General features: G+C 62.9%; 29 protein-coding genes. 20 read left to right on the top strand and 9 right to left on the bottom strand.

Annotated features, from left to right (window positions below; genetic code table 11):
- Positions 1 to 85: 85 nt before the first annotated feature.
- From QTL95_RS14200 to QTL95_RS14190, 3 genes are read right to left on the bottom strand one after another with little or no spacing between them, the layout of a single operon-like run.
- Positions 86 to 454, bottom strand: coding sequence for a YraN family protein (locus QTL95_RS14200; RefSeq protein ID WP_289720599.1), 369 nt, complete (start codon positions 452 to 454; stop codon positions 86 to 88).
- On the bottom strand, positions 447 to 1304 hold the full coding sequence (gene rsmI / locus QTL95_RS14195) for a 16S rRNA (cytidine(1402)-2'-O)-methyltransferase (RefSeq protein ID WP_289720617.1): 858 nt from the start codon (positions 1302 to 1304) through the stop codon (positions 447 to 449). Before rsmI ends, QTL95_RS14200 begins: the two co-directional genes overlap by 8 nt.
- Positions 1305 to 1360: 56 nt before the next feature.
- Positions 1361 to 1591 carry a hypothetical protein gene (locus QTL95_RS14190; RefSeq protein ID WP_289720598.1) on the bottom strand — a complete coding sequence of 77 codons (231 nt, stop codon included), beginning with the start codon at positions 1589 to 1591 and terminating at the stop codon, positions 1361 to 1363.
- Positions 1592 to 1633: 42 nt separating this feature from the next.
- Here QTL95_RS14190 and dnaN point away from each other — a divergent pair, with 42 nt between their 5' ends.
- The 7 genes from dnaN (at position 1634) to QTL95_RS14155 (ending at position 6425) form a co-directional block, all read left to right on the top strand.
- Positions 1634 to 2752, top strand: coding sequence for a DNA polymerase III subunit beta (dnaN, locus tag QTL95_RS14185; protein WP_112534150.1), 1119 nt, complete (start codon positions 1634 to 1636; stop codon positions 2750 to 2752).
- A 107-nt stretch (positions 2753 to 2859) separates the two neighbouring features.
- Positions 2860 to 3453, top strand: a complete 594-nt coding sequence (gene pmtA / locus QTL95_RS14180) for a phospholipid N-methyltransferase PmtA (RefSeq protein WP_289720597.1) — start codon at positions 2860 to 2862, stop codon at positions 3451 to 3453.
- A gap of 1 nt (position 3454) precedes the next feature.
- A complete protein-coding gene (locus tag QTL95_RS14175) occupies positions 3455 to 4042 on the top strand; it encodes a histidine phosphatase family protein (RefSeq protein ID WP_289720596.1) in 588 nt (195 codons plus the stop codon).
- Between the two features lie 16 nt (positions 4043 to 4058).
- Positions 4059 to 4754: an orotidine-5'-phosphate decarboxylase gene (pyrF, locus tag QTL95_RS14170; RefSeq protein ID WP_289720616.1), complete on the top strand. Its 696-nt coding sequence runs from the start codon at positions 4059 to 4061 to the stop codon at positions 4752 to 4754.
- 23 nt (positions 4755 to 4777) lie between these two features.
- The gene (locus tag QTL95_RS14165; RefSeq protein ID WP_112534147.1) at positions 4778 to 5065 is read left to right on the top strand and encodes a DUF1330 domain-containing protein; all 288 of its coding nucleotides are present in this window, start codon (positions 4778 to 4780) and stop codon (positions 5063 to 5065) included.
- 111 nt (positions 5066 to 5176) lie between these two features.
- Complete coding sequence (locus QTL95_RS14160; RefSeq protein ID WP_289720595.1) at positions 5177 to 6157, top strand: complex I NDUFA9 subunit family protein; 981 nt, start codon at positions 5177 to 5179, stop codon at positions 6155 to 6157.
- Between the two features lie 58 nt (positions 6158 to 6215).
- On the top strand, positions 6216 to 6425 hold the full coding sequence (locus tag QTL95_RS14155) for a hypothetical protein (RefSeq protein ID WP_289720594.1): 210 nt from the start codon (positions 6216 to 6218) through the stop codon (positions 6423 to 6425).
- A 262-nt stretch (positions 6426 to 6687) separates the two neighbouring features.
- On the opposite strand, the gene QTL95_RS14150 is transcribed toward QTL95_RS14155, so the two are convergent.
- A complete protein-coding gene (locus tag QTL95_RS14150; protein WP_112534145.1) occupies positions 6688 to 7485 on the bottom strand; it encodes an undecaprenyl-diphosphate phosphatase in 798 nt (265 codons plus the stop codon).
- A 279-nt stretch (positions 7486 to 7764) separates the two neighbouring features.
- Here QTL95_RS14150 and QTL95_RS14145 point away from each other — a divergent pair, with 279 nt between their 5' ends.
- The 9 genes from QTL95_RS14145 (at position 7765) to QTL95_RS14105 (ending at position 17932) form a co-directional block, all read left to right on the top strand.
- A complete protein-coding gene (locus QTL95_RS14145) occupies positions 7765 to 8457 on the top strand; it encodes a glutathione S-transferase family protein (protein WP_037188160.1) in 693 nt (230 codons plus the stop codon).
- 11 nt (positions 8458 to 8468) lie between these two features.
- A complete protein-coding gene (gene queG / locus QTL95_RS14140) occupies positions 8469 to 9641 on the top strand; it encodes a tRNA epoxyqueuosine(34) reductase QueG (protein WP_289720593.1) in 1173 nt (390 codons plus the stop codon).
- On the top strand, positions 9641 to 10501 hold the full coding sequence (locus QTL95_RS14135) for an SDR family oxidoreductase (protein WP_289720592.1): 861 nt from the start codon (positions 9641 to 9643) through the stop codon (positions 10499 to 10501). Before queG ends, QTL95_RS14135 begins: the two co-directional genes overlap by 1 nt.
- A gap of 418 nt (positions 10502 to 10919) precedes the next feature.
- Positions 10920 to 11282 carry a septal ring lytic transglycosylase RlpA family protein gene (locus QTL95_RS14130; RefSeq protein ID WP_289720591.1) on the top strand — a complete coding sequence of 121 codons (363 nt, stop codon included), beginning with the start codon at positions 10920 to 10922 and terminating at the stop codon, positions 11280 to 11282.
- A 142-nt stretch (positions 11283 to 11424) separates the two neighbouring features.
- Entirely contained in the window at positions 11425 to 12714 is a 1290-nt protein-coding gene (locus QTL95_RS14125; RefSeq protein WP_289720590.1) for an RsmB/NOP family class I SAM-dependent RNA methyltransferase, read from the top strand.
- 154 nt (positions 12715 to 12868) lie between these two features.
- Entirely contained in the window at positions 12869 to 14152 is a 1284-nt protein-coding gene (locus QTL95_RS14120) for an imelysin family protein (RefSeq protein WP_289720589.1), read from the top strand.
- Between the two features lie 44 nt (positions 14153 to 14196).
- The gene (locus QTL95_RS14115; protein WP_289720588.1) at positions 14197 to 15735 is read left to right on the top strand and encodes a di-heme oxidoreductase family protein; all 1539 of its coding nucleotides are present in this window, start codon (positions 14197 to 14199) and stop codon (positions 15733 to 15735) included.
- A complete protein-coding gene (locus QTL95_RS14110) occupies positions 15735 to 16829 on the top strand; it encodes an imelysin family protein (protein WP_289720587.1) in 1095 nt (364 codons plus the stop codon). Before QTL95_RS14115 ends, QTL95_RS14110 begins: the two co-directional genes overlap by 1 nt.
- A 5-nt stretch (positions 16830 to 16834) precedes the next feature.
- On the top strand, positions 16835 to 17932 hold the full coding sequence (locus QTL95_RS14105; RefSeq protein ID WP_289720586.1) for a DUF1513 domain-containing protein: 1098 nt from the start codon (positions 16835 to 16837) through the stop codon (positions 17930 to 17932).
- On the opposite strand, the gene QTL95_RS14100 is transcribed toward QTL95_RS14105, so the two are convergent.
- Positions 17918 to 18997: a DUF2252 family protein gene (locus QTL95_RS14100; RefSeq protein WP_289720585.1), complete on the bottom strand. Its 1080-nt coding sequence runs from the start codon at positions 18995 to 18997 to the stop codon at positions 17918 to 17920. The genes QTL95_RS14105 and QTL95_RS14100 overlap by 15 nt on opposite strands.
- Before the next feature lie 135 nt (positions 18998 to 19132).
- Here QTL95_RS14100 and QTL95_RS14095 point away from each other — a divergent pair, with 135 nt between their 5' ends.
- The gene (locus QTL95_RS14095) at positions 19133 to 19585 is read left to right on the top strand and encodes a TspO/MBR family protein (protein WP_289720584.1); all 453 of its coding nucleotides are present in this window, start codon (positions 19133 to 19135) and stop codon (positions 19583 to 19585) included.
- A 20-nt stretch (positions 19586 to 19605) separates the two neighbouring features.
- Here the strand turns inward: QTL95_RS14095 and QTL95_RS14090 are convergent, their stop codons facing one another.
- Positions 19606 to 20661 carry a glycoside hydrolase family 25 protein gene (locus QTL95_RS14090; protein WP_289720583.1) on the bottom strand — a complete coding sequence of 352 codons (1056 nt, stop codon included), beginning with the start codon at positions 20659 to 20661 and terminating at the stop codon, positions 19606 to 19608.
- Between the two features lie 222 nt (positions 20662 to 20883).
- On the opposite strand from QTL95_RS14090, the gene QTL95_RS14085 reads away from it, so the two are divergent.
- The 3 genes from QTL95_RS14085 (at position 20884) to guaA (ending at position 23653) form a co-directional block, all read left to right on the top strand.
- Positions 20884 to 21333, top strand: a complete 450-nt coding sequence (locus tag QTL95_RS14085) for a PaaI family thioesterase (RefSeq protein WP_289720582.1) — start codon at positions 20884 to 20886, stop codon at positions 21331 to 21333.
- Positions 21330 to 21968 carry a 5'-methylthioadenosine/S-adenosylhomocysteine nucleosidase gene (locus QTL95_RS14080; protein WP_289720581.1) on the top strand — a complete coding sequence of 213 codons (639 nt, stop codon included), beginning with the start codon at positions 21330 to 21332 and terminating at the stop codon, positions 21966 to 21968. Before QTL95_RS14085 ends, QTL95_RS14080 begins: the two co-directional genes overlap by 4 nt.
- 122 nt (positions 21969 to 22090) lie before the next feature.
- A complete protein-coding gene (guaA, locus tag QTL95_RS14075; protein WP_289720580.1) occupies positions 22091 to 23653 on the top strand; it encodes a glutamine-hydrolyzing GMP synthase in 1563 nt (520 codons plus the stop codon).
- A 79-nt stretch (positions 23654 to 23732) separates the two neighbouring features.
- On the opposite strand, the gene QTL95_RS14070 is transcribed toward guaA, so the two are convergent.
- The 3 genes from QTL95_RS14070 to QTL95_RS14060 form a co-directional block, all read right to left on the bottom strand.
- A complete protein-coding gene (locus QTL95_RS14070; RefSeq protein ID WP_289720579.1) occupies positions 23733 to 24164 on the bottom strand; it encodes a type II toxin-antitoxin system VapC family toxin in 432 nt (143 codons plus the stop codon).
- Positions 24161 to 24460, bottom strand: a complete 300-nt coding sequence (locus QTL95_RS14065) for a hypothetical protein (protein ID WP_289720578.1) — start codon at positions 24458 to 24460, stop codon at positions 24161 to 24163. Before QTL95_RS14065 ends, QTL95_RS14070 begins: the two co-directional genes overlap by 4 nt.
- A gap of 184 nt (positions 24461 to 24644) precedes the next feature.
- On the bottom strand, positions 24645 to 25205 hold the full coding sequence (locus QTL95_RS14060) for a methylated-DNA--[protein]-cysteine S-methyltransferase (protein ID WP_289720577.1): 561 nt from the start codon (positions 25203 to 25205) through the stop codon (positions 24645 to 24647).
- Between the last annotated feature and the right edge of the window lie 19 nt (positions 25206 to 25224).

The raw sequence follows: 25224 nt of genomic DNA, 5'->3' as shown, positions 1-25224 counted from the left end.
ATAGAGACCTTCTGTGACGGCCCCTTAATGATTTTGTGACATGAGTGTTACAGCAAAAGGATTCTGCACGCGCTTGCAAACGCGATCAGAAAGCATCCGGAAAATGCCGCGGCAGGCGGCCGGGAACGATGGCGACGATATCGTAACGCTGGGAAAGCAAAGCGTAATCCCGTTGCCGCGACAACCATATATCACTCGCTGCCCTGATGCGGTTTTGCGCCGTATAAGACACCGCATCGATGGCGCTCATATGATCGCGGCGCGCCTTCACTTCGACGAATACGGCGAGGTTGCGCTTGCGTGCAATGATATCGATCTCGCCGAGCCGCGTGCGGTAACGCAGCGCCACGATGCGATAGCCCTTGAGCATGAGGTAGGCGGCAGCCAGATATTCGGAGAGATGACCCCGCCGAAGCGCCCTGCGGCGATTGCTGGCGCCCTCCCCTTCAGCCATCGCCGTCCTTCATGTCGAGCAGGCGCTGGTAGAGCTCCTTGCGGGGAAGCCCGGTGAGGCGCGCGGCTTCGGCCGCGGCCTTCGCCGTCGGCAAGGTTCTCGCGAGATCAGCGAGAATGGTGTCGACGTCGGCTTGCTCGACCGGACGCTCCGGCGGCGGGCCGACGACGAGGACGATCTCGCCCTTGACGTTGTCGACATCGGCATAATGGGCGGCGAGATCGGACAGCGTGCCCCTGCGGAACTCCTCATAGCTCTTCGTCAACTCGCGGCAGACGGAAGCCTGGCGATCGCCGCCGAGCACATCGGCCGCTGCGACCAGCGTGGCTGCGATGCGGTGCGGGGATTCGAAGAACATCAGCGTGGCGGGAACGCCCGTAAATTCGCCGAGCCGGTCGCGGCGCGCCTTGTCCTTAGTCGGCAGGAAGCCGGCGAAGAGGAAGGCATCGTTGGGAAGGCCGGAGCCGACGAGTGCCGCGAGCGGCGCCGACGCGCCGGGGATCGGCACGACGCGGTAACCGGCCTCGATCGCCGATTGCGCCAGGCGATAGCCCGGATCGGACACCAGCGGCGTACCGGCATCCGACACCAGCGCCACCGACTTTCCGGCCTCGAGTGCTGCCAGCAATCGCGGCCCGGCCTCGTCGGCATTGTGCTCGTGATAGGCATAGGGACGGTTCTGGATGCCGTAGCGGTCGAGCAGCACGCGGGTGACGCGGGTATCCTCGCAGGCGAGCACATCGGCGCCGGCCAGCGTCTCCAGCGCGCGAAGCGTGATGTCGCCAAGATTGCCGATCGGCGTGGCGACCAGATAAAGCGCAGGCTCCAGAGGGCGGGCGGGAACCGCCATATTATGCAGCCGGTAGCTGCGCTGCTTGCCGCCTTCAGCTGTCGCGTCTTCGTTGCTCAAGATATGTGTGCCCTTTCTGGCTTCCGGCCTTTATGGGCGAGGCCCAGGTCTTCGGCAAGGGGCAGCGCCCGCACCACAACGGCGATTTCTGTGAGCATCCGCAGCGAAAACAGCAATTGCAGGGACGGCGGCGTTTGCGCCTCTTGCATTCGGCCGCAAAATTCTGCCATTTTGCCCGTCCACTCCTCCGGTCCCAGGTTCTGGGCAAAGGCATTTCCGGGGCGCATCATCCGCGCCCGGGCAGTAACGGTCGAAAGCGGTAGCATCCCATGCGTATTACTATTGAGCGGTCCAACCTTTTGAAGTCGCTGAACCACGTTCACCGCGTGGTTGAACGCCGTAACACGATCCCGATCCTGTCGAACATCCTTTTGCGCGCCGAAGGCCAGAGCCTCGACATGAAGGCGACCGACCTCGATCTCGAAGTTACGGAAGCGACGCCCGCCAATGTCGAGCAGCCGGGCGCGACCACGGTTCCCGCCCACCTTCTCTACGACATCGTGCGCAAGCTTTCCGACGGCTCGGAAGTGCTGCTCGCCACCAGCACCGACGGCGGCTCGATGACGGTTCAGTCCGGCCGCTCCAAGTTCTCGCTGCAGTGCCTGCCTGAAAACGACTTCCCCGACCTGACGGCCGGAAGCTTCAGCCATACGTTCAAGCTGAAGGCGACGGAACTCAAGATGCTGATCGATCGCACTCAGTTCGCGATCTCGACCGAGGAAACCCGCTACTATCTGAACGGCATCTTCTTCCACACGATCGAAAGCGAAGGCGACCTGAAGCTGCGCGCCGTCGCCACCGACGGCCACCGTCTTGCCCGCGCCGACGTCAAGGCGCCCTCCGGTTCGGAAGGCATGCCTGGGATCATCATCCCGCGCAAGACGGTCGGCGAACTGCAGAAGCTGGTCGACAATCCGGAGGCGATGGTCACCGTCGAAGTCTCGGATGCGAAGATCCGCCTTTCCATCGGCTCCATCGTCATGACCTCGAAGCTGATCGACGGCACCTTCCCGGATTACCAGCGGGTCATTCCGACCGGCAACGACAAGGAAATGCGCGTCGATTGCACGAGCTTCGCGCAGGCTGTCGACCGCGTCTCGACGATCTCTTCCGAACGCGGCCGCGCCGTGAAGCTGGCGCTGTCGGACGGCCAGCTGCTGCTGACGGTCAACAATCCGGATTCGGGAAGCGCCACGGAAGAAGTCGCCGTCGGTTATGAGACAGACGCGATGGAGATCGGCTTCAACGCCAAGTACCTGCTCGACATCACCGCCCAGCTTTCCGGCGACCAGGCGATCTTCCTGCTCGCGGATGCCGGTTCGCCGACGCTCATTCGCGACACGGCGGGTGACGACGCGCTCTATGTGCTGATGCCGATGCGCGTGTAACGCGCGTCGCATTTGCCGCGAATAGTTTGTCATCTGCGACGCCGTGCCTTGTTTTTGCATTAATTGACTGCAAATAGATAGCCAGCGTTATGCAAGAGGAGAACGGCATGGGTCTGCGTCTGAAAGAACGGCTGGGCAGGAAGTTCGACGAGGAGATCCGGTTCTTCAAGGGCATGATGCAGGGGCCGAAGACCGTCGGCTCCATCGTTCCGACGTCGTCGATCACGGCGCGAAAGATGGCAAGCGTCATCAATCCCAACTCCGGGCTGCCCGTTCTCGAACTCGGACCGGGCACCGGCGCCATCACCAAGGCCATCCTGCAGCGCGGCGTGAAGCCGGAAAAGCTTGTCGCGATCGAATATTCGACCGACTTCTACGAGCATCTGGTCCGGCTTTATCCCGATGTGAACTTCATCAACGGCGATGCTTTCAATCTCGACCGCACGCTTGCCCACATGGATGGGCAGACATTCGATAGCGTCATCTCCGCCGTACCGCTTCTGAACTTCCCGATGCAGGCGCGCATCGCGCTGCTTGAAAGCCTGCTGGACCGTCTGCCGCCGGGACGTCCGGTGGTGCAGATCTCTTACGGCCCGGTTTCGCCGATCATCGCGCGGCCGGATCGCTACCACATCCAGCACTTCGATTTCATCGTCCGCAACATTCCGCCTGCGCAGCTCTGGATCTATCGTCGAGGCTGAGGTGTTCGGCCTCTACATCACCCACCCGCAGGTCAGGATCGATCCCGATATTCCCGTGCCGCAATGGGGATTGTCGGAACTCGGCGCCGCGCGTGCGCATGAGGCAGCCGGCAGCGCTTGGGCGCAGAAGCTGCGGCGCATCATTTCCAGCGACGAGACCAAGGCGATCGAAACGGCGCAGATCCTTGCCGCGGCAAGCGGCGCGCAAGTGGAGGTCGTGCACGGAATGCACGAGAACGACCGCTCGGCCACCGGCTTCCTGCCGCCGCCGGAGTTCGAGAAGGCGGCCGACTGGTTCTTCGCGCATCCCGAGGGGAGCTTTCACGGCTGGGAGCGGGCAATCGACGCGCAGCGGCGCATCGTGTCCGCGGTCGAGCGCATCCTTGCCGATCACGACGCAGAACAACCGATCGCCTTCGTCGGCCATGGCGGCGTGGGTACGCTTCTGAAATGCCATATGGAGGGACGGCCGATCGGCCGCGATCGCGACCAGCCCGGCGGCGGCGGAAATCTCTACTGTTTCAGCCTTGCGGATCGGCGGCTATCATGCGACTGGACGCCCATCGAAACATGGCAGGAATGGATGTGACATGGCTGGAACCGACATGGACGCACGCGAACGGCTGATCGTCGGCCTGGATGTTCCAACGCTCGGCGAGGCCGAACAGATCGTCTCGACGCTCGGCGACGATGTCCTCTTCTACAAGGTCGGCTACCAGCTTGCCTTCGCAGGCGGTCTCGAATTCGCCCGTGACCTCGCCAAGAGCGGCAAGAAGGTCTTCCTCGACATGAAGCTGCTCGATATCGACAACACCGTCGCCTCGGCGGTGGAGAACATCGTGAAGATGGGCATGTCGATGCTGACGTTGCATGCCTATCCGAAGGCGATGAAGGCGGCGGTCGCTGCGGCCAAGGGCTCCGATCTCTGTCTCCTCGGCGTCACGGTGCTCACCTCGATGGACGAGCAGGACCTGATTTCCGCCGGCTACGAATATGATCCGCACACGCTGGTGCTGCGTCGCGCCGAACAGGCGCATCTCGCCGGCATGGGCGGCATCGTCTGCTCGGCCGAGGAATCGGCCGCCGTGCGCAAGATCATCGGCCCCGACATGGCGCTCGTTACCCCGGGCATCCGTCCCGCCGGCAGCGACAAGGGCGACCAGAAGCGGGTGATGACGCCGTCCGACGCGCTGAAGGCCGGGTCGAGCCACCTCGTCGTCGCCCGTCCGATCGTCAAGGCCGCCGACCCGCGCGAGGCGGCACGCGCCATCCTGGCCGAGATGTCGGCAACACTTCAATAACCGAACGGACAGGGAGAGAGCCGATGGCAAAGGGATACTGGATCGCACGCGTCGATGTTCGCGTGCCGGAGCGCTATCCGGAGTACGTGGCGGCGGCCAAGCCCGCCTTCGAGAAGTACGGCGCGAACTTCCTCGCCCGCGGCGGCGCGATCACAGAACTCGAGGGCAAGGCGCGGGCGCGCAACGTCGTCATCGAGTTTCCTTCGATGCAGCACGCCGTGGATTGCTACAACTCGCCCGAATACCAGATCGCCGCGAAAATCCGGCAGGAAATCGCCGACGCCGAAATGGTCGTCGTCGAGGGCGTATAAGCGATTTATAAGGCATGAGAACTGCGGCCAGATGGCCCTTTTCGTCACGCTGCGATTGGTCTAAGACGAAAAGAGATCGATCCCATCATTGAGCCTTTCGAGGAGCCTGCCATGCCACTTGCCAACCTGCCGCCACTCGTCACCGTGTTCGGAGGATCCGGCTTCGTAGGCAGGCACGTCGTTCGCGCGCTTGCCAAGCGCGGCTACCGCGTCCGCGTCGCGGTTCGCCGTCCCGACCTCGCCGGCTTCCTGCAGCCGCTCGGCAATGTCGGCCAGATATCATTCGTGCAGGCGAACCTGCGCTATCGTGACAGCGTCGAGCGGGCCGTCGATGGCGCCAGCTACGTCGTCAATTGCGTCGGCATCCTCTTCAAGTCCGGCCGCAATTCCTTCGAGGCCGTACAGGAAGTCGGCGCGCGCGCCGTGGCCGAGGCCGCTCGCGGCGCCGGCGCCAAGCTCGTCCATATCTCGGCGATCGGCGCCAACGCCAATTCCGACGTGCCCTACGCCCGCACCAAGGGCCGCGCTGAAGCCGCGATCCTGTCCATCAAGCCGGATGCCATTATCTACCGTCCATCGATCGTGTTCGGACCGGAAGACGACTTCTTCAACAAGTTTGCCGACATGGCGCGCATGGCGCCGGTGCTACCGCTGATCGGCGGCGGCAAGACCAAGTTTCAGCCGGTCTACGTCATGGACATCGCCGAAGCCGTCGCCAAGGCCGTCGAAGGCAAGGTCGAGGGGGGCAAGGTCTATGAGCTCGGCGGACCTGAGGTTCTGACCTTCCGCGAATGTCTCGAGGCGGTGCTCAAGGCAACCAGCCGCAAGAACCCGCTGGTCTCCATCCCGTTCGGCGTCGCGTCGCTGATCGGCAGCGTCGCCTCGCTGGTGCCGCTGATCAAGCCGCCGATCACCTCCGATCAGGTCCGCCTGCTGAAGACCGACAATGTGGTCTCCAAGCAAGCCGAGGCCGAAGGTCGCACGCTGAAGGATATCGGTGTCGTACCGACGATGGTGAGCTCGGTGCTCAACTCCTACCTCGTGCAGTACCGCCCGCAGGGCCAGTACACGGGCTCCGGCAAGGCCGCCTGATACACCCGAGTTTTGTTATCCACAGCGCCGTCCGTGATTATCGCGGGCGGCGTTTTCGTTGGATGAGTTTTCCAGAATCGCGCAAGCTTCGCGTGTTTTTTTGCCCATGCGGATGGGCGGCCCGTTGCATAAAAGCCGCACCGAAAAATTAGCGGAATTAACACCAAATTTAGCAGGAACCTTTATTGCTATTTGCCATTCCAGTGACTACACACCCGGCGCGTCTTGCAATGTCTTCAGCGACTTGCTGCGCGCCAAACGAATTTGAAAGGGCTTTCTTCCATGGGTAGGTCAATCGCGCTCCTGTTTGCGTGTGCGGCGCTGGTTATTCTGGCGGGTTCCTTCGTTGCTCCCGGTTCGGTTGCAGCGGTGAAGGGCGAGTGCTCGCCGGCCTATGGTGTCGATCCCTGCGAAACGGGATCAGTCGCCCGATAACAAAAAAGCCGATACGCGCGTATCGGCTTTTTCTTTGTCTTGACGACAGCGATACATCCGCACCGTTGGGCGCGAATGCGTCGGACAAGTCCGGATCAGGCGATGACGCCGGTCGCGGCAAGTCCCAGCAGAAACACACCGAGAATGATGCGGTAGATCGCAAACAGCGTGAAGCGGTTGCTCTGGATATAGGAGAGCAGCCATTTGACGGCGATGAAGGCGACGATCGTGGAGACGACGAAGGCGATACCGAGCGAGGTCCAGTCCTCGTTGGCCGCGCCACCGTCCTTGAAGGTCTTCAGGAGTTCGTAGGCGCTCGCCGCATACATGGTGGGGATGCCGACCAGGAAGGCGAATTCAGTGGCCGAAGCGCGGTTGTTGGTGCCGGCAAGCAGGGCGACGAAGATCGTGGCGCCGGAACGCGATGTGCCCGGAAAGACGCCAGCTACGACCTGGGCGATACCGACAAGGATAGCGACGAGCCAGGTGATCTCCTTGTGCGGCGGACGACGGGCGGCCAGCCATTCGGCACCGATCATCCAGAAACCGCCGATGATCAGCGCCCAAGCGATCGGGGTCGCCGTTTCCGGCAGTTCGAAGCCCAGCTTCTTGACGATCAGGCCGAGCACGGCGGTGATCAGGAAGGCGATGATCAGCTTGGCGGCGTAGTCACGGTTGGCGGGGTCGCGCCAGCCGAGCACCAGGTCGAGAAGGCGGCGCCAGTAGATGAAGGTGACGGCGAGGATGGCGCCGGCCTGGATGACGATATTGAACATATCCGACCGGTGGCCGAGCCATTGCTCCGCAATGATGAGATGGCCGGTGCTCGAGATCGGCAGGAATTCGGTAATGCCTTCGACTATGCCAAGAAGAACGGCGTTTATATAATCCATCAATGGTCTCCGCTTCGGGGTTCGGTCGGATTTGAATTGCGCTCATGCCGCTGGAGGAAACGGCGTCTGCTGTCGCCGGACAAAGGCGCTGGAAGAACCGGGAGGAGGCTCTTGAAAATGATCAATCCTGTCCATTTCCTTTGTCAGGTATCGGATGACCCGATTCGCTTGTATTGGAAGGGCCAAGCTTCTATAGCTTCAACGAATGAGTCATGACTAGGGCGCTATAAGAGTTGCGTCCCTCAGACCCGCACCCACCCATCAAAAATCCGAGTCTCGATGCCCACGCTCTATCATCACCCCATGTCATCCGCGTCCCGCTTCGTACGCCTCATCCTGACGGAATACGGCTATCAGGCCGACCTGATCGAGGAACAGACCTGGGAAAAGCGCCGGGACTTTCTGGCGCTGAACCCGGCGGGCACACTGCCCGTCTATGTCGATGACAGCATGCGGGCGCTCTGTGGCGCCACCGTGATCTCGGAGTACCTCGACGAGACCCACGGCGTCCTGAAGCGCGACCGCCGGCTGCTTGCCGAAGACCCGTTCCAGCGCGCGGAAATCCGTCGCTTGGCGGAATGGTTCATGCAGAAAATGGAGACCGACGTGACGCGGCCCTTGGCGCGCGAGCGTGTCTACAAGCTGCAGATGACCGCCGACCAGGGCGGCGGCGCACCGGATTCGAAGATCCTGCGCACGGCGCGCGCCAATATCCGCCAGCACATGAAGTACCTCACCTGGCTTGCAGGCTCGCGCCAGTGGCTGGCGGGCGACCGCATGAGCTATGCTGACCTCGCAGCCGCCTCATCGGTTTCCATTCTCGATTATCTCGGCGAGATCGACTGGTCGGAATCGCCGCTGGTCAAGGAATGGTACCAGCGCATCAAGTCGCGCCCGTCCTTCCGCCCGCTGCTCGCCGAGCGCGTGCGCGGCCTGACGCCCGTGGCCCATTACGCCGATCTGGATTTCTGACGAGGGCCGCAATGCCCGAACGAAACGCGCCCGAACAGACTACGGAAGCCAAGGAACAGAAACGCCGCGACACGCTGACCGCCTTCGTGAAGGCGGAGGCCAGGGCGCTCGGCTTCGAGCTCTGCCGGATCACCCGGCCGGATACGATACCCGAGGCCAAGGTCCGGCTCGACCAGTTCGTCGATGCCAAGAGGCACGGGACGATGGCCTGGATGGAAGAAACGCGCGACCGGCGCGGCGATCCTTTGGTTCTGTGGAGCGAGGTCCGCTCGATCGTCGTCTTCGGCCTCAATTACGGGCCCGACGAGGATCCGCGCAGCATTCTCGACAAGCCGGACAAGGCCGCGATCTCGGTCTATGCCCGCAACCGCGACTACCACGACGTCATCAAGGGCCGGCTGAAGGAGATCGCCACGCGGTTTGCGGCACGCGCCGGTGCCGACGTGAAGGTGTTCGTCGATACCGCGCCCGTCATGGAAAAGCCGCTGGCCGCCGCCGCCGGGTTAGGCTGGCAGGGCAAGCACACCAACCTCGTCAATCGCGAGCATGGCTCGTGGCTGTTCCTGGGCTCGATGTTCACCACCGCCGACCTCAATATGGACGCGCCGGAGCCGGACCGCTGCGGCTCCTGCCGGGCCTGCCTCGATGCCTGTCCGACATCAGCCTTTCCCGCCCCCTACCAGATCGACGCCCGACGCTGCATCTCCTACCTCACCATCGAGCACAAGGGGCCGATTGATCCCGATCTCCGGCCGCTGATCGGCAACCGCATCTATGGCTGCGACGACTGTCTTGCCGCCTGCCCGTGGAACAAGTTCGCCCGGGAGGCATCGGAAGCCAAGCTGCAGGCGCGCGAGGACCTGAAGGAGCCATCGATCGCCTTCCTGCTCGGTCTCGACGACCCGACCTTCCGCAGCTTCTTCAGCGGCTCTCCGGTGAAGCGCATCGGCCGCGACCGGTTCGTTCGCAACGTGCTGATCGCCGCCGGCAATTCCGGCGACCGGCAATATATAGAGCGATGTCGTGCGCTGGGGCATGACGCCTCGCCCGTCGTGCGCGCCATGGCCATATGGGCGCTTTCGCGTCTGATGGAGGCTGGCGAGTTTGCGGCTTTTGCGGCAGAAAGAGTCGATGAGGAAGACAGCGATGTGCTGGACGAGTGGCGATTGGCGGGAGTGATGTGATGCATGTGATGATCTTCGGGTGCGGCTACTCCGGCACGGCAATCGCCAAGGCCTTTCTCGCCGAGGGTTTTCGCGTGTCCGGCACCACACGCTCGGTCGACAAGGCGGCGGCGCTTGAAGAGCACGGTATCGTGCCCCACGTTTTCGATGGCGAAACGCTGGATGAGGCGTTGCTTGCGGATATGAAGAGCGCCACGCATCTCGTCCAATCGATCGCGCCGCGCGATAGCGATCCGCTGCTGCGGCTGGCCGGCGACGACATCACCAAACTCATGCCCGACCTCCGATGGATCGGCTATCTGTCGACGGTCGGTGTGTATGGCGACCACAAGGGGCGCTGGATCGATGAGGAAACGCCCTGCGATCCGGTATCAGGACGCTCAAAGGAGCGGCTCGAGGCGGAGGAGGGTTGGATCGAGACCGGGAAACGGCTTGGCATCCCTGCCGCCGTGTTGCGACTGTCGGGCATCTATGGGCCGGGACGCAATGCCTTCTGCAATCTGGAGCGCGGCACCGCCCGACGGCTGATCAAGAAGGACCAGGTTTTCAATCGTATCCGCGTCGAGGATATCGGCAGCGCCACGCGCTTCCTTGCCGATCGCGGCATCGGCGGCATCCATAACGTGACCGACGACCTGCCGGCTCCGCCGCAGGATATCATCGTCGAGGCGGCACGTCTGATGGGCGTTAATCCGCCGCCGGAACAGCCCTTCGAGACCGCCGAATTGACGCCGATGGCGCGCACCTTCTATGGCGAGAACAAGCGGGTCTCGAACGCCAAGCTGAAGGCCGCGGGCTTCGTGTTCGCACACCCCAACTACCATGTGTCACTCGCGCAATTAGTGCATAATTATCGCTGACGCGAAGAGGTCATATTCGCCTCACGCGAAAAACATCGTAGGCGATGAAACGGTAGGAAATTCCTACTTTGTAGATATCGCGAGCTAAATTTCGCTCCATATTATGGTTAACAGCCTTTGAATTTGCCCAAATGAGGCAAAGATTATGGCATCCGCGCAAAATTATTTTCGTTAATTTTGTGATCCCGGGTTGCGCAGAGTCATCTCCGCAAAAAATGTTCTAATTTTACTTGATTCCATTACCATTTTTCCACCGACACGGATTTTTCGGGCGATCGAATCATTCGTCGGCTCATCACAAATATTACAATCTGTAACATTCCGTGATCATCCGAGGCACTTTTTCGCCATTTTTGGCCGGATTTAAGCCCCCGCCGTCCGCAAGGGCGCAAGTTCAACAGTTGAGGGACAATCCGTTTTGAAGAAAATCTGCCGTTCTATTATCGCAGCGACAACTATTGCAGCCTGTTCTACCATCCTTCCGATGGAGAGTTTTGCGGCAAATGGTTGTGGCGGTGCTTCATGGTACGCACTTCACTCCAAAACCGCTTCCGGGGAGCGCATGAACCCCACCATCAATACTGCAGCGCACCGCTCTCTTGCCTTCGGCACGAAGCTGAAGGTCACCAACCGCAACAACGGCCGCAGCGTCGTCGTCCGCGTCAACGATCGCGGTCCTTTCATCCGCGGCCGCGTTCTCGATCTTTCCCGTGCCGCCGCACAGAACATCGGCATGGTCAGCAGCGGCACCGCCAAGGTCTGCTACGAAGTCATCAGCTAAAGCGCCCGCCCGCGCTTGCTCTCGCCGTCAATCGCGGTTACCACGCGGTTGAGAGACTTGTGTACAATCCGCTGCGTCTGTCGCGCTTCCTGCGGATTGTTCACAAGCCGGAATTCTTACTCAGGCGATCAGGAGCCGTATAATGCGATTGGGCGGACGGCTCGAAGGGGCGATTTCAGTTCTGGCGGATATCGACGCCCGCAGACGGCCGGTGGCCGATGCGCTGAAGGACTGGGGTCTCGCCCACCGTTTCGCCGGATCGGGCGACCGCGCCGCGATCGGCAACATCGTCTACGACGCGCTGCGCATGCGGCTCTCCCATGCCTGGCTGATGGACGACGACAGCGCCGCGGCCATCGCCTACGCCGTCATGTTCCGCCAGTGGGGTTTCACGCCCGAGACGCTTGCCGCCGAACTTGCCGACGACAAATTCGCGCCGCCTCCGCTTTCGGATGCGGCCCTTTCCGCTTTCCAGAGCCGGCAGCTTGCCGATGCTCCCGCTCATATCCAGGGCGACATCCCTGAATGGGTTCAAGCCTCCTTCCAGAAGACCTTCGGTGACACCTGGCTTGCCGAGGCACAGGCGCTTGCCGGACGACCGACGCTCGATCTTCGCGCCAACACCTTGAAAGCCACCCGCGAGAAGGCAATCAAGGCGCTTGAGAGAGCCGGCGCCCAGAAGGCCAGGATCGCCCGCAACGGCATCCGGATTGCCGCGGGCGAAGGGGCCTCCCGTCTTCCCAACGTGACAGCCGAGCTTTCGTTCCAAAAAGGCTGGTTCGAAGTTCAGGACGAGGGTTCGCAGATCGTTGCCGATCTGGTGCTGCCCGGCGACGGCGAGCAGATCCTCGACTACTGCGCCGGCGGCGGCGGCAAGACGCTCGCCATGTCGGCCGCCATGCACAACAAGGGGCAGGTTCACGCTTATGACGCCGACCGCAAGAGGTTGGCGCCGATCATCGAGCGGCTGAAGCGCGCCGGCACCCGCAATGTGCAGGTGCATGACGACGCCAAGGCGCTGAAAGGTCTCGAAGGCCGCTGCGACAAGGTTCTCGTCGATGCGCCATGCACCGGCACCGGAACGTGGCGCCGGCGCCCGGATACCAAGTGGCGCCTCACCGCCAAGAACCTAGACGAGCGGACGCAGCAACAGCAGGACGCGCTGACGCAGGCGAGTGCCCATGTGCGCGATGGCGGCGAGCTCATCTATGTGACCTGCTCGGTGCTGCCGCAGGAAAACGAGGAGCAGGTCCGCCGCTTCGTGGCCGACAATCCCGACTACCGGATCGTCAGCGCGCTGCCCGCCTGGGACAGCCTCTTCGGCACGGACAGCCCGCGGCCGCGCTCGTCAGACGGCGAGACCATCACGCTGACGCCGGCCTCGACCGATACCGATGGCTTCTTCTTCTGCCGCATGCGGAAGAAGGCCTGATATCCAGGCTTTTTCAGCCTTCACGAATGGACTGAAGCGCGTCCAGCGCCTCCTTAAAACCATTCCAAACTAGAGTGTTTGACACCAGTTTGCTTTTGCGCGAAGACATTTTCGCCGGGTGTCATACGGGATGCCCGTCACAGGAGAGGATCCCATGAAACTCAACAGAAATTTCTGCGCAGCGCTGGCGCTGGCGATCGCCCCAATCGCCGTGTCTTCCGTTCCCGCCCGCGCGGCGGCCCCGGATGCTGCTGCCGTCGTGAAATATTACACCGAAGTCGCCCACGCAAAATACGAGGACTCGCTGATCACCGCGAAGGCCCTCGACGCCGCGATCGACGCTTTCCTCAAGGAACCGACAGACAAGACGCTGGAAGCCGCCCGCGCCGCCTGGATCAAGGCGCGCGTTCCCTACCAGCAGACCGAAGTCTACCGTTTCGGCAACCCGATCGTCGATGACTGGGAAGGCAAGGTCAACGCCTGGCCGCTCGACGAAGGCCTGATCGACTATGTCGACGCCTCCTACGGCACCGAGAGTGACGAGAATTCACTCTACGTCGCCAACGTGATCGCCAACAAGACGATCAAGATCGACGGCAAGGATGTCGACGCCTCGAAGCTGACGCCCGAGTTTCTCTCCGGTACGCTGGCCGAAGCCGGCGGCATCGAAGCCAACGTTGCGACCGGCTACCACGCCATCGAATTTCTGCTCTGGGGCCAGGACCTGAACGGCACCGGCCCAGGCGCCGGCAACCGCCCGGCCACCGACTACGACCTCAAGAATTGCACGCACGGCAATTGCGATCGCCGCGCCGAATATCTCAAGTCGGCCTCGACGCTGCTGGTCTCCGACCTGCAGGAGATGGTCAACAACTGGACGCCCGACGGCGAAGCCACCAAGCATGTCGAAGCCGATCCGAAGGCCGGCCTCGTCGCCATCCTGACCGGCATGGGCTCGCTCTCCTACGGCGAACTGGCCGGCGAGCGCATGAAGCTCGGCCTGATCCTGCACGATCCGGAAGAAGAGCATGATTGCTTCTCCGACAACACCTACAACTCGCACCTCAACGACGCGATCGGGATTGCCGCTGCATATACGGGCAACTACACCCGCGTCGACGGTACGAAGATGAAGGGTCCGTCGCTGCACGATCTGGTCGCCGCCAAGGACAAGAAGCTCGACAACGAGATGCGCGCCAAGCTCGACAAGACGCTGAAGGCAATGAACGTCATGGCCAAGCGCGGCCAGAACGTCGAGAAGTACGACCAGATGATTGGCGAAGGCAACAAGAAGGGCAACGCCGTTGTCCAGGCCGCCATCGACGGCCTCGTCGACCAGACGAAGTCGGTCCAGCGCGTCATCGCCGCACTCGATCTCGGCACGGTCAAGCTTGAAGGTTCCGACAGCTTGGATAATCCTAGCGCGGTCTTCCAATAAGTGAAAAGGCGGGCCGCTTCGCTTGAGGCGGCCCGAACTCCGAAATGTCGCCTGTCCCGGCCCGTCGTCTTCTCCTCAGCGCAACCTTGTGCGCCACGATCGCCGGTCTTTCCGCCGCCCTTGCTGATAATTTCGACCTTCCGAACAAGCGCACCGATCTCACGGAAGCCGACGCCAAACGCGTCGCAGATGTGACGCGGCCGACCACCGATTTCTCCAAGGCCGAGCAATACGAGGCGATGCAGGCGGGCGGCGCGACGTCGATCGATCCGGTGACGCAGGATTCCTTCTCGCATATCTCGGCGACCATCCCTTTCGAAGAAGAGCAGCCGTTCCGACTCGGCAATGCGCTCTTCAAGAAGCTCTGGGTTTCGGCACCCTCGTCGACGCAGGCTTCCGACGGGCTGGGGCCGCTCTTCAACGCGCGCTCCTGCATGAGCTGCCACGTCAATGACGGGCGCGGCAAGCCGCCGGAAGGTGGTGTCAGTGCCACCTCGATGTTCCTGCGGCTGGCGCGGCCTGCGAAGACACCGGAGGAAGAGCGCGCGATCGCCGATGCGAGAACCGTCAACTTCCCCGATCCCATCTACGGCCATCAGTTGCAGGACCTCGCCGTGCCCGGCCTTCCCTCCGAGGGGAAGATGAAGATCGCCTACACCGAGGAAACGGTAACGCTTGCGGGCGGCGAGACCGTATCGCTACGGCGACCGCGCTATTCCGTCGAGAACCTCGGCTACGGGCCGCTCGACCCCACGACGACGATCTCGCCGCGCGTCGCGCCCGCCATGATCGGGCTCGGCCTGATCGAGGCCATTCCCGAGGCCGATATCCTCGCCCATGCCGATCCGGACGACCGCGACGGCGACGGGATTGCCGGCAAGGCGGCGATCGTGCGCGACCACCGCACCGGCAAGCCCGCGCTCGGTCGCTTCGGCTGGAAGGCGCAGCATGCGAGCGTGCGCGACCAGAGCGCCGACGCGTTTTCCAACGACATCGGCATCTCCACGCCCGACCGGCCCGACGCGCATGGCGACTGCACGGATGCGCAGGCCAAGTGCAAGGCGATGCCAACGGGCGTACAGAAGCGGCTCGGAAACGAGGAAGCGCCGGGGCCGATCCTCGACCTCGTGACCTTCTACTCCGCCAACCTGGCAGTGCCGGCGCGGCGCAAGGCGAGCTTTCCCGAGACGCTGAAGGGCAAGCAGGTGTTCTATGAGAGCGGCTGCACGGCCTGCCATGTTCCGAAGTTCGTCACCCGCCGCGACAGCCTCGACAAGGCGCAAGCCTTCCAGCTGATCTGGCCCTATTCCGATTTCCTGCTGCACGACATGGGCGACGGGCTCGCCGACGGACAAGAGGTTGGTTTTGCAAGCGGACGTGAATGGCGCACGCCACCGCTATGGGGTATAGGTCTCACCCAGACTGTCAGCGGACACAGCTTTTTCCTTCATGACGGCCGTGCGCGAAGCCTCACCGAGGCGATCCTGTGGCATGGCGGCGAGGCGCAAAAGGCGCGTGACGCTTTCGCATCCCGGCCGAAAGATGATCGGCAGGCACTGATTACATTCCTGGAGTCCCTTTGATGCGCCTTTGGCAACCTCTCGTCCTCTGCCTCGCCCTCGCCTCCACCGCAGCCGCTCAAGACGCCTCCACGCAGGCAGGCCTCAACGAGGAGGCCGTGCCCGGTGTCATGCAGCGCGCGATCGACGACGTGATCCGCCCGGGCTACCGCAACGCGCAGCAGTCCGCGGCGCGGCTGACCACGGCGATGAAGGATCTTTGCGCTGATGGCACGCAGCAGACGCTGGACAAGGCGAAATCGGCCTTCGACGACACCATCCGCTACTGGTCGGTGATCGAGATCGTGCAGACCGGCCCTGTTATCCAGGACAATCTCTTCGAACACATCCTGTTCTATCCCGACCGCAAGGGCGTCGGCCTGCGCCAGGTGCAGACGCTGATCGCCAAGGCCGATCCGAAGGATACGACGGTCGACGCGATCGCCGCCAAGAGCGTGGCGCTGCAAGGGCTGACGGCGCTGGAATATGTGCTCTACGGCACCGGCTCGGAGGACCTCACCACCCAGAAGAACAGCTTCCGCTGCCTCTATGGAGCGGCTGTCGCCGGCAACATCCAGCGCGAGGCCGGCGAAGTGGTGGCCGCCTGGGAGAAGCCTGATGGCGTGCAGGCGAGCTGGAAGCATCCCGGTCCGCAAAGCGACGATTTCATGGACAACAAGGAAGCCGTGACCGCCCTGCTCGGCATTCTCGTGCACGGCGCCGAGAACGTCCGTGACCAGCGGCTGGAGCAGTTCTACAAGGGCAAGGACGCAACGCCGCGGCCGAAGATGGCGATCTACTGGCGCTCGAAGAACACCTGGAAATCGATGGCCGCCAATCTCGACGGGTTGCGGCTGCTCTGGCAGAAGGCCAACATGGCCTCGTTGCTGCCGGCCGACAAGAAGCCGATCGCCGACGCGATCGACGCCAATTTCAAATCGCTGCTCGAGACGGTGCCGAAGCTGAATCCGGATATCGAAGTGGCGACCAGCGACCCGGAACGCGCCAAGCTCGACGCGCTGCTTGCCAACACCCGCAAGCTGATAACCGACATCAGCGACAATTACGGTGCGGCGATCGGCCTCTCGGCCGGCTTCTCCTTCTCCGACGGCGACTAGGGCCTATGTGGCGCACGGCGGCAATCGACAGACGCAGCTTCGTCAAGGCGGCCGGCATCGGTTTCCTGGCGTCGCTGACGCCGCGCGCGCTGATGGCGCTGGAGCGGGCGGACGCCGTCTATGCCTCCGGTCTCAGAACCGCCAACGGCAGCTTTGCCGTGGCGACGGTGAGCGAGCGCGGCGAGATCATCGACCGGGTGGCGCTGCCGGCGCGGGCGCACGGCATGGCCTTCAGCCCGGCGACATCACGCGCCGTCGCCTTTGCCCGCCGGCCCGGCACCTATGCGATGATCTTCGATGTTGCCGGCAGGGCCGAACCGATCGTGATCGCCGCGGCAGACAACCGCCACTTCTATGGCCACGGCGCGTTTTCGCCCGACGGCCGTATCCTTTACGCCAGCGAGAACGATTTCGACGCCAATCGCGGCATGATCGGGCTCTACGACAGCAGTAATCGCTTTGCCCGGATCGGCGAATACGAGACCTATGGCGTCGGGCCGCACGACATGACCGTCTCCGACGACGGCCGGATGCTCATCGTCGCCAATGGCGGCATCGAGACGCATCCCGATTTCGGCCGCACCAAACTCAACCTCGACAGCATGCAGCCGTCGCTGACGCTGATCGACGCAAAAAGCGGTGCGCTGATCGAGAAGCATGCGCTGCCGCCGCAATGGGACCAGGTCTCCACCCGCCATGTCGACATCGACGACAACGGCCGCATCTGGTTTGCCTGCCAGTACGAAGGACACCGCAACGACCTGCCGCCGCTGGTCGGCTCCTTCGCCAAGGGGGAAGACCTGCGCTTCGTCGACCTGCCGGACGAGACCACGCGCCGGCTCGCCAACTATGTCGGCGCCATCGCGGTGAACCGCAAGGACAGGCTTGTCGGCGTTACCTCGCCCAAGGGCGGGACGTCGGTGACGATCGATATCGCGACCGGACGCGTTCTTCGCGAGGACGTGGTGGCAGAAGCCGCCGGCATCGCGCCGGCCAAAAGCGGGTTCGCCGTTTCCTCCTACGAGGGCGACTTCGTCGGCACCCGCAGCGATGTCGCCTGGGACCAGCACATCGTCAGGATCGCGCCCTCACGACGCGTGTGACCACGCCTTCTGTTCCGCGCCGATCTGGGCGGCGACCGATCTTGCGGCCTCCGACAGCCAGTTTGGCTTGCGCGACTTCAGGTCACGCAGGATAGAGCCGGCCGCTGCCGTGTCGCCGGCGTGGCAATTGGCGATCTCGAAACCCATCAGGTCAAGCATGTCCGACGACAGCAGCAGATCGGGATTGCGGTCGATCTCGATCTTGATGCTGCTCGGCGACAGCCGTCGCACGAGCACGGAGCCGATCAGCCGGTAATGCGGATCGGGAGACAGCATGCGGCTGGCCGCGATCTCGACCGCGTGGATGGCGCGATCCTCGGGCGCATGGCGAAGCGACCAGGCCGATTGCAGCATGGCCTTGGCTTCCCTGAGCACCGGTCCGCCCTGCCAATCCGTATAGGCTATGAAACGCGGGCGCCCTAAGCTGCCGGTACCAGCCGTGCGCGGCTTCGGCACGTAGGCGGCGTGGTTCGGCGGTAGCGATGCCTCCAGCGCCTCGGCATAGGCCGATGGCACTGCCTTGTCGCCAGCCGGCAGGGAAGCGAACTTTTCCCAGAAGGCGCGGCGCTCGCTATCCGGCAGCACCAGCGCCTTGCGCAGCCATTTGTGATCCCGCTCGAGAATGATGGGCATCGGCGCCTGGATGCCTCGCAGATAGCCCGACAGTATAGCGGCGGCGATGATGGTCTCGGAAGACGGGCCGCGCTCGGAGACCGCCAGAAGCGCGCTGGCGGTGAGGCGGATGAGATCGAGCGCATAGGGCATGACGGCGGCATCGTCGAAATCGTTCGCGCCCCAGACCAGGCGTCCCTCGACGTCGCGCCAGGTGCCGAAGTTTTCCAGATGCGTATCGCCGATCGCGAGCACCTCCGGTGCTGACGCAAAATCCGGGCAGATATCGAAGATGGTCTCGGCGAAGCGCCAGTAGGTGGCGCGCAGAAAGGCGAAGCTGCTCGCGCGCATCTTCATGTGCTTGCGCAGAAGATCGTTTTCGACGAAATCGGCCCCGAGCTGGCCGCGGAGCCAGGCTTCATAGGCTTGCGAGGATTGTGCGATGGTTGCCATTGGCGTGTATTCCGATGCCTGCTCCGGCGAGCATAGGCCGAACGCCGGAACGGGCAATCGCAATCGTCGCACGATCGGTTGAATCGCATGCAATATTGATCTGGCGACGCAGCGCGAACGCCCTATCTCCGTCGCATGAGCAAAGCCCTCACCTACATCATCTTCATTGCGATCGCGCTCGGTGGCGGGCTCGCCATCGGTTTCAACAATCTTCCCGGCGAATGGTACCAATCGCTCGCCAAGCCGCCGTTCAACCCGCCCAACTGGGTTTTCGGACCGGCGTGGTCGATCCTCTACGTGCTGATCGGGATTGCCGGCGCGCGGACATGGATGCGCGGGCATCTATCCGTGGGCATGCTGATCTGGGCGGGGCAGATGGTGCTGAACTTCCTCTGGTCGCCGTTCTTCTTCGGCCTGCAGGCGCCGGCCGTGGCGCTCGCCATCATCCTCATCCTGCTCCTGCTCATCCTCGCCTTCATCGGCAATCGCTGGCAGGCTGACCGGATCGCGGCGCTGCTGTTCCTGCCCTATGCCGCCTGGGTGATCTTCGCCACCACGCTCAACGCCTCCATCGTCTATCTCAACTGAGATTGCTTTTCAGGCGTCCGTCAGCTGCGCGACGCCACCCAGTCGTGCCAGTCCTCTTCGCTGCCATGGAAGACGTTGAGATCGATGCGGCCCTCGACGCCGTGCGAGATGCCGGAGCCGGAATACTGCCAGAACACCCACTTGCGGCCCGGATAGACCTGCGAGGGGTGCGCCGCCACCGAGCGCAGCCAGAAGGGATAATCCGGGAATGCGCCTCTGAGATTGTCGCGGTAGAAATCCGGAGCGGTGTAGATGATCGGGCGCTGGCCGTAGTGACGTTCCAGCTTGTCCATGAAGACCTGCATCTTTTCCAGCACATCCTCGCGCGACGGACGGCGCTTGCAGCTGGATTCGCCGTTCCACTCGACATCGATGACCGGCGGCAGGGCGCCGGCTTCGCGCGGCACGTTGCGGATGAACCAATCGGCCTGCTCGCGAGCGGTGCGGCACCAGTAGAAGAAATGATAGGCGCCGTGCTTCAGGCCGGCTTCGCGGGCCTTGCGCCAGTTGGTCTTGAACATCGGATCGAGATGATCGCCGCCATCCGTCGACTTGATATAGACGAAGTTGGCGCCCTGAGTGCGCAGCTTCTGCCAGTCGATATCACCCTGCCAGCGCGAGACATCGACGCCGTGAACGGCGAGCTTGCGCGGCGAGGAACGACCGAAATTGATGGGCTTGGCGTCGCGGAAACGGTGGCTGTAGACCAGCGAGCGGGTGCGTCCGCGCGGCGCCGGCGCGATGACCGGATCATCCGGCGCCAGCATGGCGGTCACGGGACGATCGGACGGCATCGGCATGGCGACGGTCCTGGTTTCCGGCAGGAAGCCCTGCGGCTCGGGGATCGGCCCCGCCCATGCCAGCTCTTCCTGCGGCGGTGCGGGCTGGTTGACCGGCGCGCGGGCGGCGACCTCGCCGACATCGGCTGCCGGAACCGGGGCGCTCGGGCGGACGACGGAGCTTGTCGTCTCACGCGAGGGAACGCTTGCAAGAATGCTCGCCGGACCGGAACTGGAGGTGCAGCCCGACAAGGTCAGGAAAGCGATAAGAAGTGCTGGCACGACCGGTATACGCATAGGAACTCGCACGCAAAACAACTGGCGACGGCGATACGCATGCCGGCGCGGGACCACGAACTGGAAATGCTAATGGAAAATTACCAAGAAAGACTGAATCCAATCTTTACGACCCGATTTAGGCCACGCGTTGCGGCGAAAAGCGAACCGATCAGGCATTGGTGGCGCTTGTGCGATGCGGCGCAGCATGGCACTTTCGCCCGCGCAAGGGGGCAAGAGCAGATGACCAACGAGGATAACGGCGACTTCCGCGAGCGAATCCGCCAAAATTTCGCCCGACAGGCGGCGCTGCACACGATCGGCGCGGAGCTGACGCGGGTGGAACGGGCGATCGTCGAGATCGAGCTGCCGTTCGACGTGAAGCTCACCCAGCAGCACGGCATCCTGCATGCCGGGATCATCTCGGCTGCACTCGACAGCGCCTGCGGCTTTGCCGCCTATAGCGTCATCGACCCGGACGCATCGATCCTCACCATCGAATTCAAGGTCAACCTGATGTCGCCCGGTCGCGGCGAACGCTTCCTGTTTCGCGGCGAGATCACCAAGCCGGGCTCCAACATCATCGTCGCCGACGGGCGCGGCTACGCTGTCAGCGACGGCCCGGCGAAGCTGATCGCCTCGATGACCAGCACCATGATGATCGTTCGCGGCAGGGAGGGCATCAGCGGATGACGTTCGAGCTGAAATCGGTCGCGGGAAAATCCATCCTGTTCGTCATGGCGGCCGAGGCCGAATATGGCCCATTCCTGCGCTCTCGCTTCGAGCCACTGATGACCGGCGTTGGCCCGGTCGAGGCCGCCGTGGTGCTGACGCGGACGCTTGCCGCGCTCGAGCATCAAGGGGAACTGCCACAGCTCGTGGTGTCGCTTGGTTCCGCCGGCTCGGCCAAACTCGAGCAGACCGAGGTCTATCAAGTTACCTCCGTTTCCTACCGCGACATGGATGCCTCGCCGCTCGGTTTTGAAAAGGGGCGTACGCCGTTTCTCGACCTGCCTGCGGTGATCGACCTGCCTCTGCGCATCCCCGGTGTTGCCGAAGCCAGCCTTTCCACCGGCGCAAACATCGTCTCGGGCGCCGCCTATTCGGGGATCGATGCCGACATGGTCGACATGGAGACCTTCGCCATCATGCGCTCCTGCCAGGCCTACAATCTGCCCTTGATCGGCCTGCGCGGGATATCGGACGGCGCCGAGGAGCTGCAGCACATCTCCGGCTGGACCGAATATCTGCACGTGATCGACCGTAAGCTGTCGGATGCCACAGACAGCCTGTTCACGGCGCTAGAAGATGGGGTATTCTGGTTCTAGGCTCTTTCCATGCCCTTGAACCAGCTCCAGCCCCTGAAGAACCGGACAATCGGCACAATAAAATCCCGCGGCGGCGGATTTCCCGCATTGCAAGACCGGGTGCTTTTCATTAAAGGCTCGCCATGACCCAGACAGCACATCCCGACAGCGTTCTCATCGTCGATTTCGGCAGCCAGGTAACCCAGCTGATCGCGCGCCGCGTGCGCGAAGCGGGCGTCTACTGCGAGATCGTTCCCTTCCAGTCCGCCGAAGAAGGCTTCAAGCGCCTTCAGCCGAAAGCCGTGATCCTCTCCGGCAGCCCGGCGTCGACGGTCGACGAGGGGTCGCCCCGCGCGCCACAGATCATCTTCGACAGCGGCCTTCCCGTTTTCGGCATCTGCTACGGCCAGCAGACGATGTGCATGCAGCTCGGCGGCAAGGTCGAGAGCGGCCATCACCGCGAATTCGGCCGCGCCTTCCTCGAAGTCGACGAAGACAGCGAACTGTTCGAAGGCCTCTGGTCGAAGGGATCGCGCCATCAGGTGTGGATGAGCCATGGCGACCGCGTCACGGCCCTGCCTGAAGGTTTCAAGGTGGTCGCGACCTCGCCGAACGCACCCTACGCCTTCATCGCCGACGAAAAGCGCAAGTATTACGGCGTGCAGTTCCACCCCGAGGTCGTGCACACCCCCGATGGCGCCAAGCTGATCGGCAACTTCATTCACAACATCGCCGGCATCAAGGGCGACTGGTCGATGTCGGCCTACCGCCAGAAGGCGGTCGAAGAGATCCGCAAGCAGGTCGGCGACAAGCGCGTGCTCTGCGCGCTATCGGGCGGCGTCGACAGCTCGGTTGCGGCTTTGCTGATCCACGAGGCGATCGGCGACAAGCTCACCTGCGTGCTCGTCGACCACGGCCTGATGCGCAAGGACGAGGCGGCAAACGTCGTCGCCATGTTCCGCGAACACTACAATCTGCACCTGATACACGTCGACGCCTCCGACAAGTTCATCGGCGAGCTTGAGGGCGTCTCGGATCCGGAGACCAAGCGCAAGATCATCGGCCGCCTGTTCATCGAGACCTTCGAGGAAGAGGCCAAGAAGCTCGGCGGCGCCGACTTCCTCGGCCAGGGCACGCTCTATCCCGACGTCATCGAAAGCGTTTCCTTCACCGGCGGCCCTTCGGTCACCATCAAGTCGCACCACAATGTCGGCGGCCTGCCTGAACGCATGAACATGCAGCTGGTCGAGCCGCTGCGCGAACTCTTCAAGGACGAAGTGCGCGTGCTCGGCAAGGAGCTCGGCCTGCCCGACAGCTTCATCGGCCGCCACCCCTTCCCCGGCCCCGGCCTCGCGATCCGCTGCCCGGGTGGCATCACCCGCGAAAAGCTGGAGATCCTGCGCGAAGCCGACGCCATCTATCTCGACGAAATCCGCAAGGCCGGTCTCTACGACGCGATCTGGCAGGCCTTCGCCGTGCTGCTTCCCGTTCAAACGGTAGGCGTCATGGGCGATGGCCGCACCTACGAATTCGTCTGCGCGCTGCGCGCCGTGACCTCGGTCGACGGCATGACGGCGGATTTCTACCACTACGACATGGAATTCCTCGGCCGCGCCGCCACCCGCATCATCAACGAGGTGCGTGGAATCAACCGCGTGGTGTATGACGTGACCAGCAAGCCGCCGGGCACGATCGAGTGGGAGTGATGGCAAGGGGCTAATCGCCTCCTGTGCATAGTAATGCCGCCGGCGTGACGCGCTTGGCGGCATTTTTGTTGGTTGGTGGTCAGATCGCGCCGCGTATCGGATTGATATAATCAATCCCTTCGAAGTCGCGCTCGTTATCGGTGACGACGATGCAGCCGTTGGCCTCGGCAATGGCTGCGACGATCATGTCAAGAGCGCTGCGCGGACGCCCCTTCGCCTTGCCCTCGGCCATCAGGCGCCCCCAAACTAGGCCTGCAGCCTCATCGAAGGGTAGAACGCGACCGGAAAAGAGCGACGACGGTCCCTCCGGTCCGGCAAACCATGCCTCCAGTTGATCGCGCTTCTTGCCTGCAGGCTTCTCCAGCACGCCTTTGCGAATCTCGGCGATGGTCAGCGATGCGATGAAGAGATCATCGTCCATCTGCTCCGACATCCACTCGAGCAGAGCCTGCGATGGCACCGGCTTGGTAATGTTGCTGATGATGTTGGTGTCGAGCAGGAAGCGGGTCAAATATCGACCTCTCGTCCCTCATCGCGAGGACGATCAAGGTCGAGATCGGCACCAACCAAAGGAGAGCGCCTCAAGGTGGCCGATATACCGCCCCTTGCAGGTGGTTCGCCTGATATGGATCGGCTGACGCTTGCACGCAACTCCGATGCCTCCGGCGTATTGTCGGCAAGACGACGGGCAAGCGAACGGATCAAATCCCGATCTTCATCGCGCCCAAGAACCTCAAAGCGTGACAGGCCACGCTCGCTGAGCCGCGAGCGATAGTTCTGGATGGCGCGTTTTTGCGAACTGCTCATGAGCGGCCTCCCGGTATTTCCAGTAATATAGCCGGGACAGCGTGTATTCTCAAGGGCTGTTGAGGGCCACCGCCAGCGTCCCGCCACGTCCAGCAAGCCAAGACGTGATCGGAGACTCGGGACGAGGTCGAAGCTACTGACTGGGTGGCGGAGCGACCAACCGAACTCCTGACCGCCCCCACCCTCAAAACAACGACTGCTGCACCGGCTTCGGCGGCGCGAGCTTCACGCCCTCCAGTTCCAGCATCCTTGCCTTCGACACGGACCCGCCCGGCGCCGAGAAGCCGCCGATCTTGTTGCCGGCGGCGAGCACGCGGTGGCAGGGGATGATCAGGGCGACCGGGTTCTTTGCCATTGCCTGGCCGACGTCGCGGGCGGCTTCGGGGCCGTGGCCGAGTTGTTTGGCGAGCGCGCCGTAGGTGGTGGTTTCGCCCCAGCGCAATTGGCGGGCTGCGGCGTAGATTTCGCGGAAGAAATCGTCCTGGCCGGCGAGATCCAGCGCGAGGTCGGAGAAATCGATCGCCTCCCCGGCGAAATAGCGTTTTACGGCGGCGATGGCTGTTGCGATGTCAGGAGTCGGGGCCGCCGGCTCGGCGTCGGGGATGCGGCGGAGCAGGAGGCGTTCGGTTGCATTCGCGCTTGATGTCGGCAGCTGGAAGCGGGTGATGCCGACGACGTTCCATGCGATGCCGCAGAAGCCGCCCGCGGTTTCGAAGATGGCGTAATGCTGTGCTTGTTGGGCCATTGTTATCGCCTCCCGATAT

Source organism: Rhizobium sp. S152, assembly GCF_030380735.1.
Taxonomy (GTDB): Bacteria; Pseudomonadota; Alphaproteobacteria; order Rhizobiales; family Rhizobiaceae; genus Rhizobium.
This window is presented reverse-complemented; position numbering and strand designations above follow the sequence as displayed.

Coding starts and splice junctions, on each gene's coding strand:
- QTL95_RS14085 (WP_289720582.1), top strand. CDS start 20,884: ATGACCAACGAGGATAACGGCGACTTCCGCGAGCGAATCCGCCAAAAT.
- QTL95_RS14160 (WP_289720595.1), top strand. CDS start 5,177: ATGCCACTTGCCAACCTGCCGCCACTCGTCACCGTGTTCGGAGGATCC.
- guaA (WP_289720580.1), top strand. CDS start 22,091: ATGACCCAGACAGCACATCCCGACAGCGTTCTCATCGTCGATTTCGGC.
- QTL95_RS14200 (WP_289720599.1), bottom strand. CDS start 454: ATGGCTGAAGGGGAGGGCGCCAGCAATCGCCGCAGGGCGCTTCGGCGG.
- QTL95_RS14135 (WP_289720592.1), top strand. CDS start 9,641: ATGCATGTGATGATCTTCGGGTGCGGCTACTCCGGCACGGCAATCGCC.
- QTL95_RS14165 (WP_112534147.1), top strand. CDS start 4,778: ATGGCAAAGGGATACTGGATCGCACGCGTCGATGTTCGCGTGCCGGAG.
- QTL95_RS14100 (WP_289720585.1), bottom strand. CDS start 18,997: ATGGCAACCATCGCACAATCCTCGCAAGCCTATGAAGCCTGGCTCCGC.
- QTL95_RS14190 (WP_289720598.1), bottom strand. CDS start 1,591: ATGCGCCCCGGAAATGCCTTTGCCCAGAACCTGGGACCGGAGGAGTGG.
- QTL95_RS14115 (WP_289720588.1), top strand. CDS start 14,197: ATGTCGCCTGTCCCGGCCCGTCGTCTTCTCCTCAGCGCAACCTTGTGC.
- QTL95_RS14125 (WP_289720590.1), top strand. CDS start 11,425: ATGCGATTGGGCGGACGGCTCGAAGGGGCGATTTCAGTTCTGGCGGAT.
- QTL95_RS14105 (WP_289720586.1), top strand. CDS start 16,835: ATGTGGCGCACGGCGGCAATCGACAGACGCAGCTTCGTCAAGGCGGCC.
- QTL95_RS14095 (WP_289720584.1), top strand. CDS start 19,133: ATGAGCAAAGCCCTCACCTACATCATCTTCATTGCGATCGCGCTCGGT.
- QTL95_RS14080 (WP_289720581.1), top strand. CDS start 21,330: ATGACGTTCGAGCTGAAATCGGTCGCGGGAAAATCCATCCTGTTCGTC.
- QTL95_RS14065 (WP_289720578.1), bottom strand. CDS start 24,460: ATGAGCAGTTCGCAAAAACGCGCCATCCAGAACTATCGCTCGCGGCTC.
- queG (WP_289720593.1), top strand. CDS start 8,469: ATGCCCGAACGAAACGCGCCCGAACAGACTACGGAAGCCAAGGAACAG.
- QTL95_RS14150 (WP_112534145.1), bottom strand. CDS start 7,485: ATGGATTATATAAACGCCGTTCTTCTTGGCATAGTCGAAGGCATTACC.
- QTL95_RS14090 (WP_289720583.1), bottom strand. CDS start 20,661: ATGCGTATACCGGTCGTGCCAGCACTTCTTATCGCTTTCCTGACCTTG.
- pmtA (WP_289720597.1), top strand. CDS start 2,860: ATGGGTCTGCGTCTGAAAGAACGGCTGGGCAGGAAGTTCGACGAGGAG.
- QTL95_RS14120 (WP_289720589.1), top strand. CDS start 12,869: ATGAAACTCAACAGAAATTTCTGCGCAGCGCTGGCGCTGGCGATCGCC.
- QTL95_RS14145 (WP_037188160.1), top strand. CDS start 7,765: ATGCCCACGCTCTATCATCACCCCATGTCATCCGCGTCCCGCTTCGTA.
- QTL95_RS14060 (WP_289720577.1), bottom strand. CDS start 25,205: ATGGCCCAACAAGCACAGCATTACGCCATCTTCGAAACCGCGGGCGGC.
- dnaN (WP_112534150.1), top strand. CDS start 1,634: ATGCGTATTACTATTGAGCGGTCCAACCTTTTGAAGTCGCTGAACCAC.
- QTL95_RS14110 (WP_289720587.1), top strand. CDS start 15,735: ATGCGCCTTTGGCAACCTCTCGTCCTCTGCCTCGCCCTCGCCTCCACC.
- pyrF (WP_289720616.1), top strand. CDS start 4,059: ATGGACGCACGCGAACGGCTGATCGTCGGCCTGGATGTTCCAACGCTC.
- rsmI (WP_289720617.1), bottom strand. CDS start 1,304: ATGGCGGTTCCCGCCCGCCCTCTGGAGCCTGCGCTTTATCTGGTCGCC.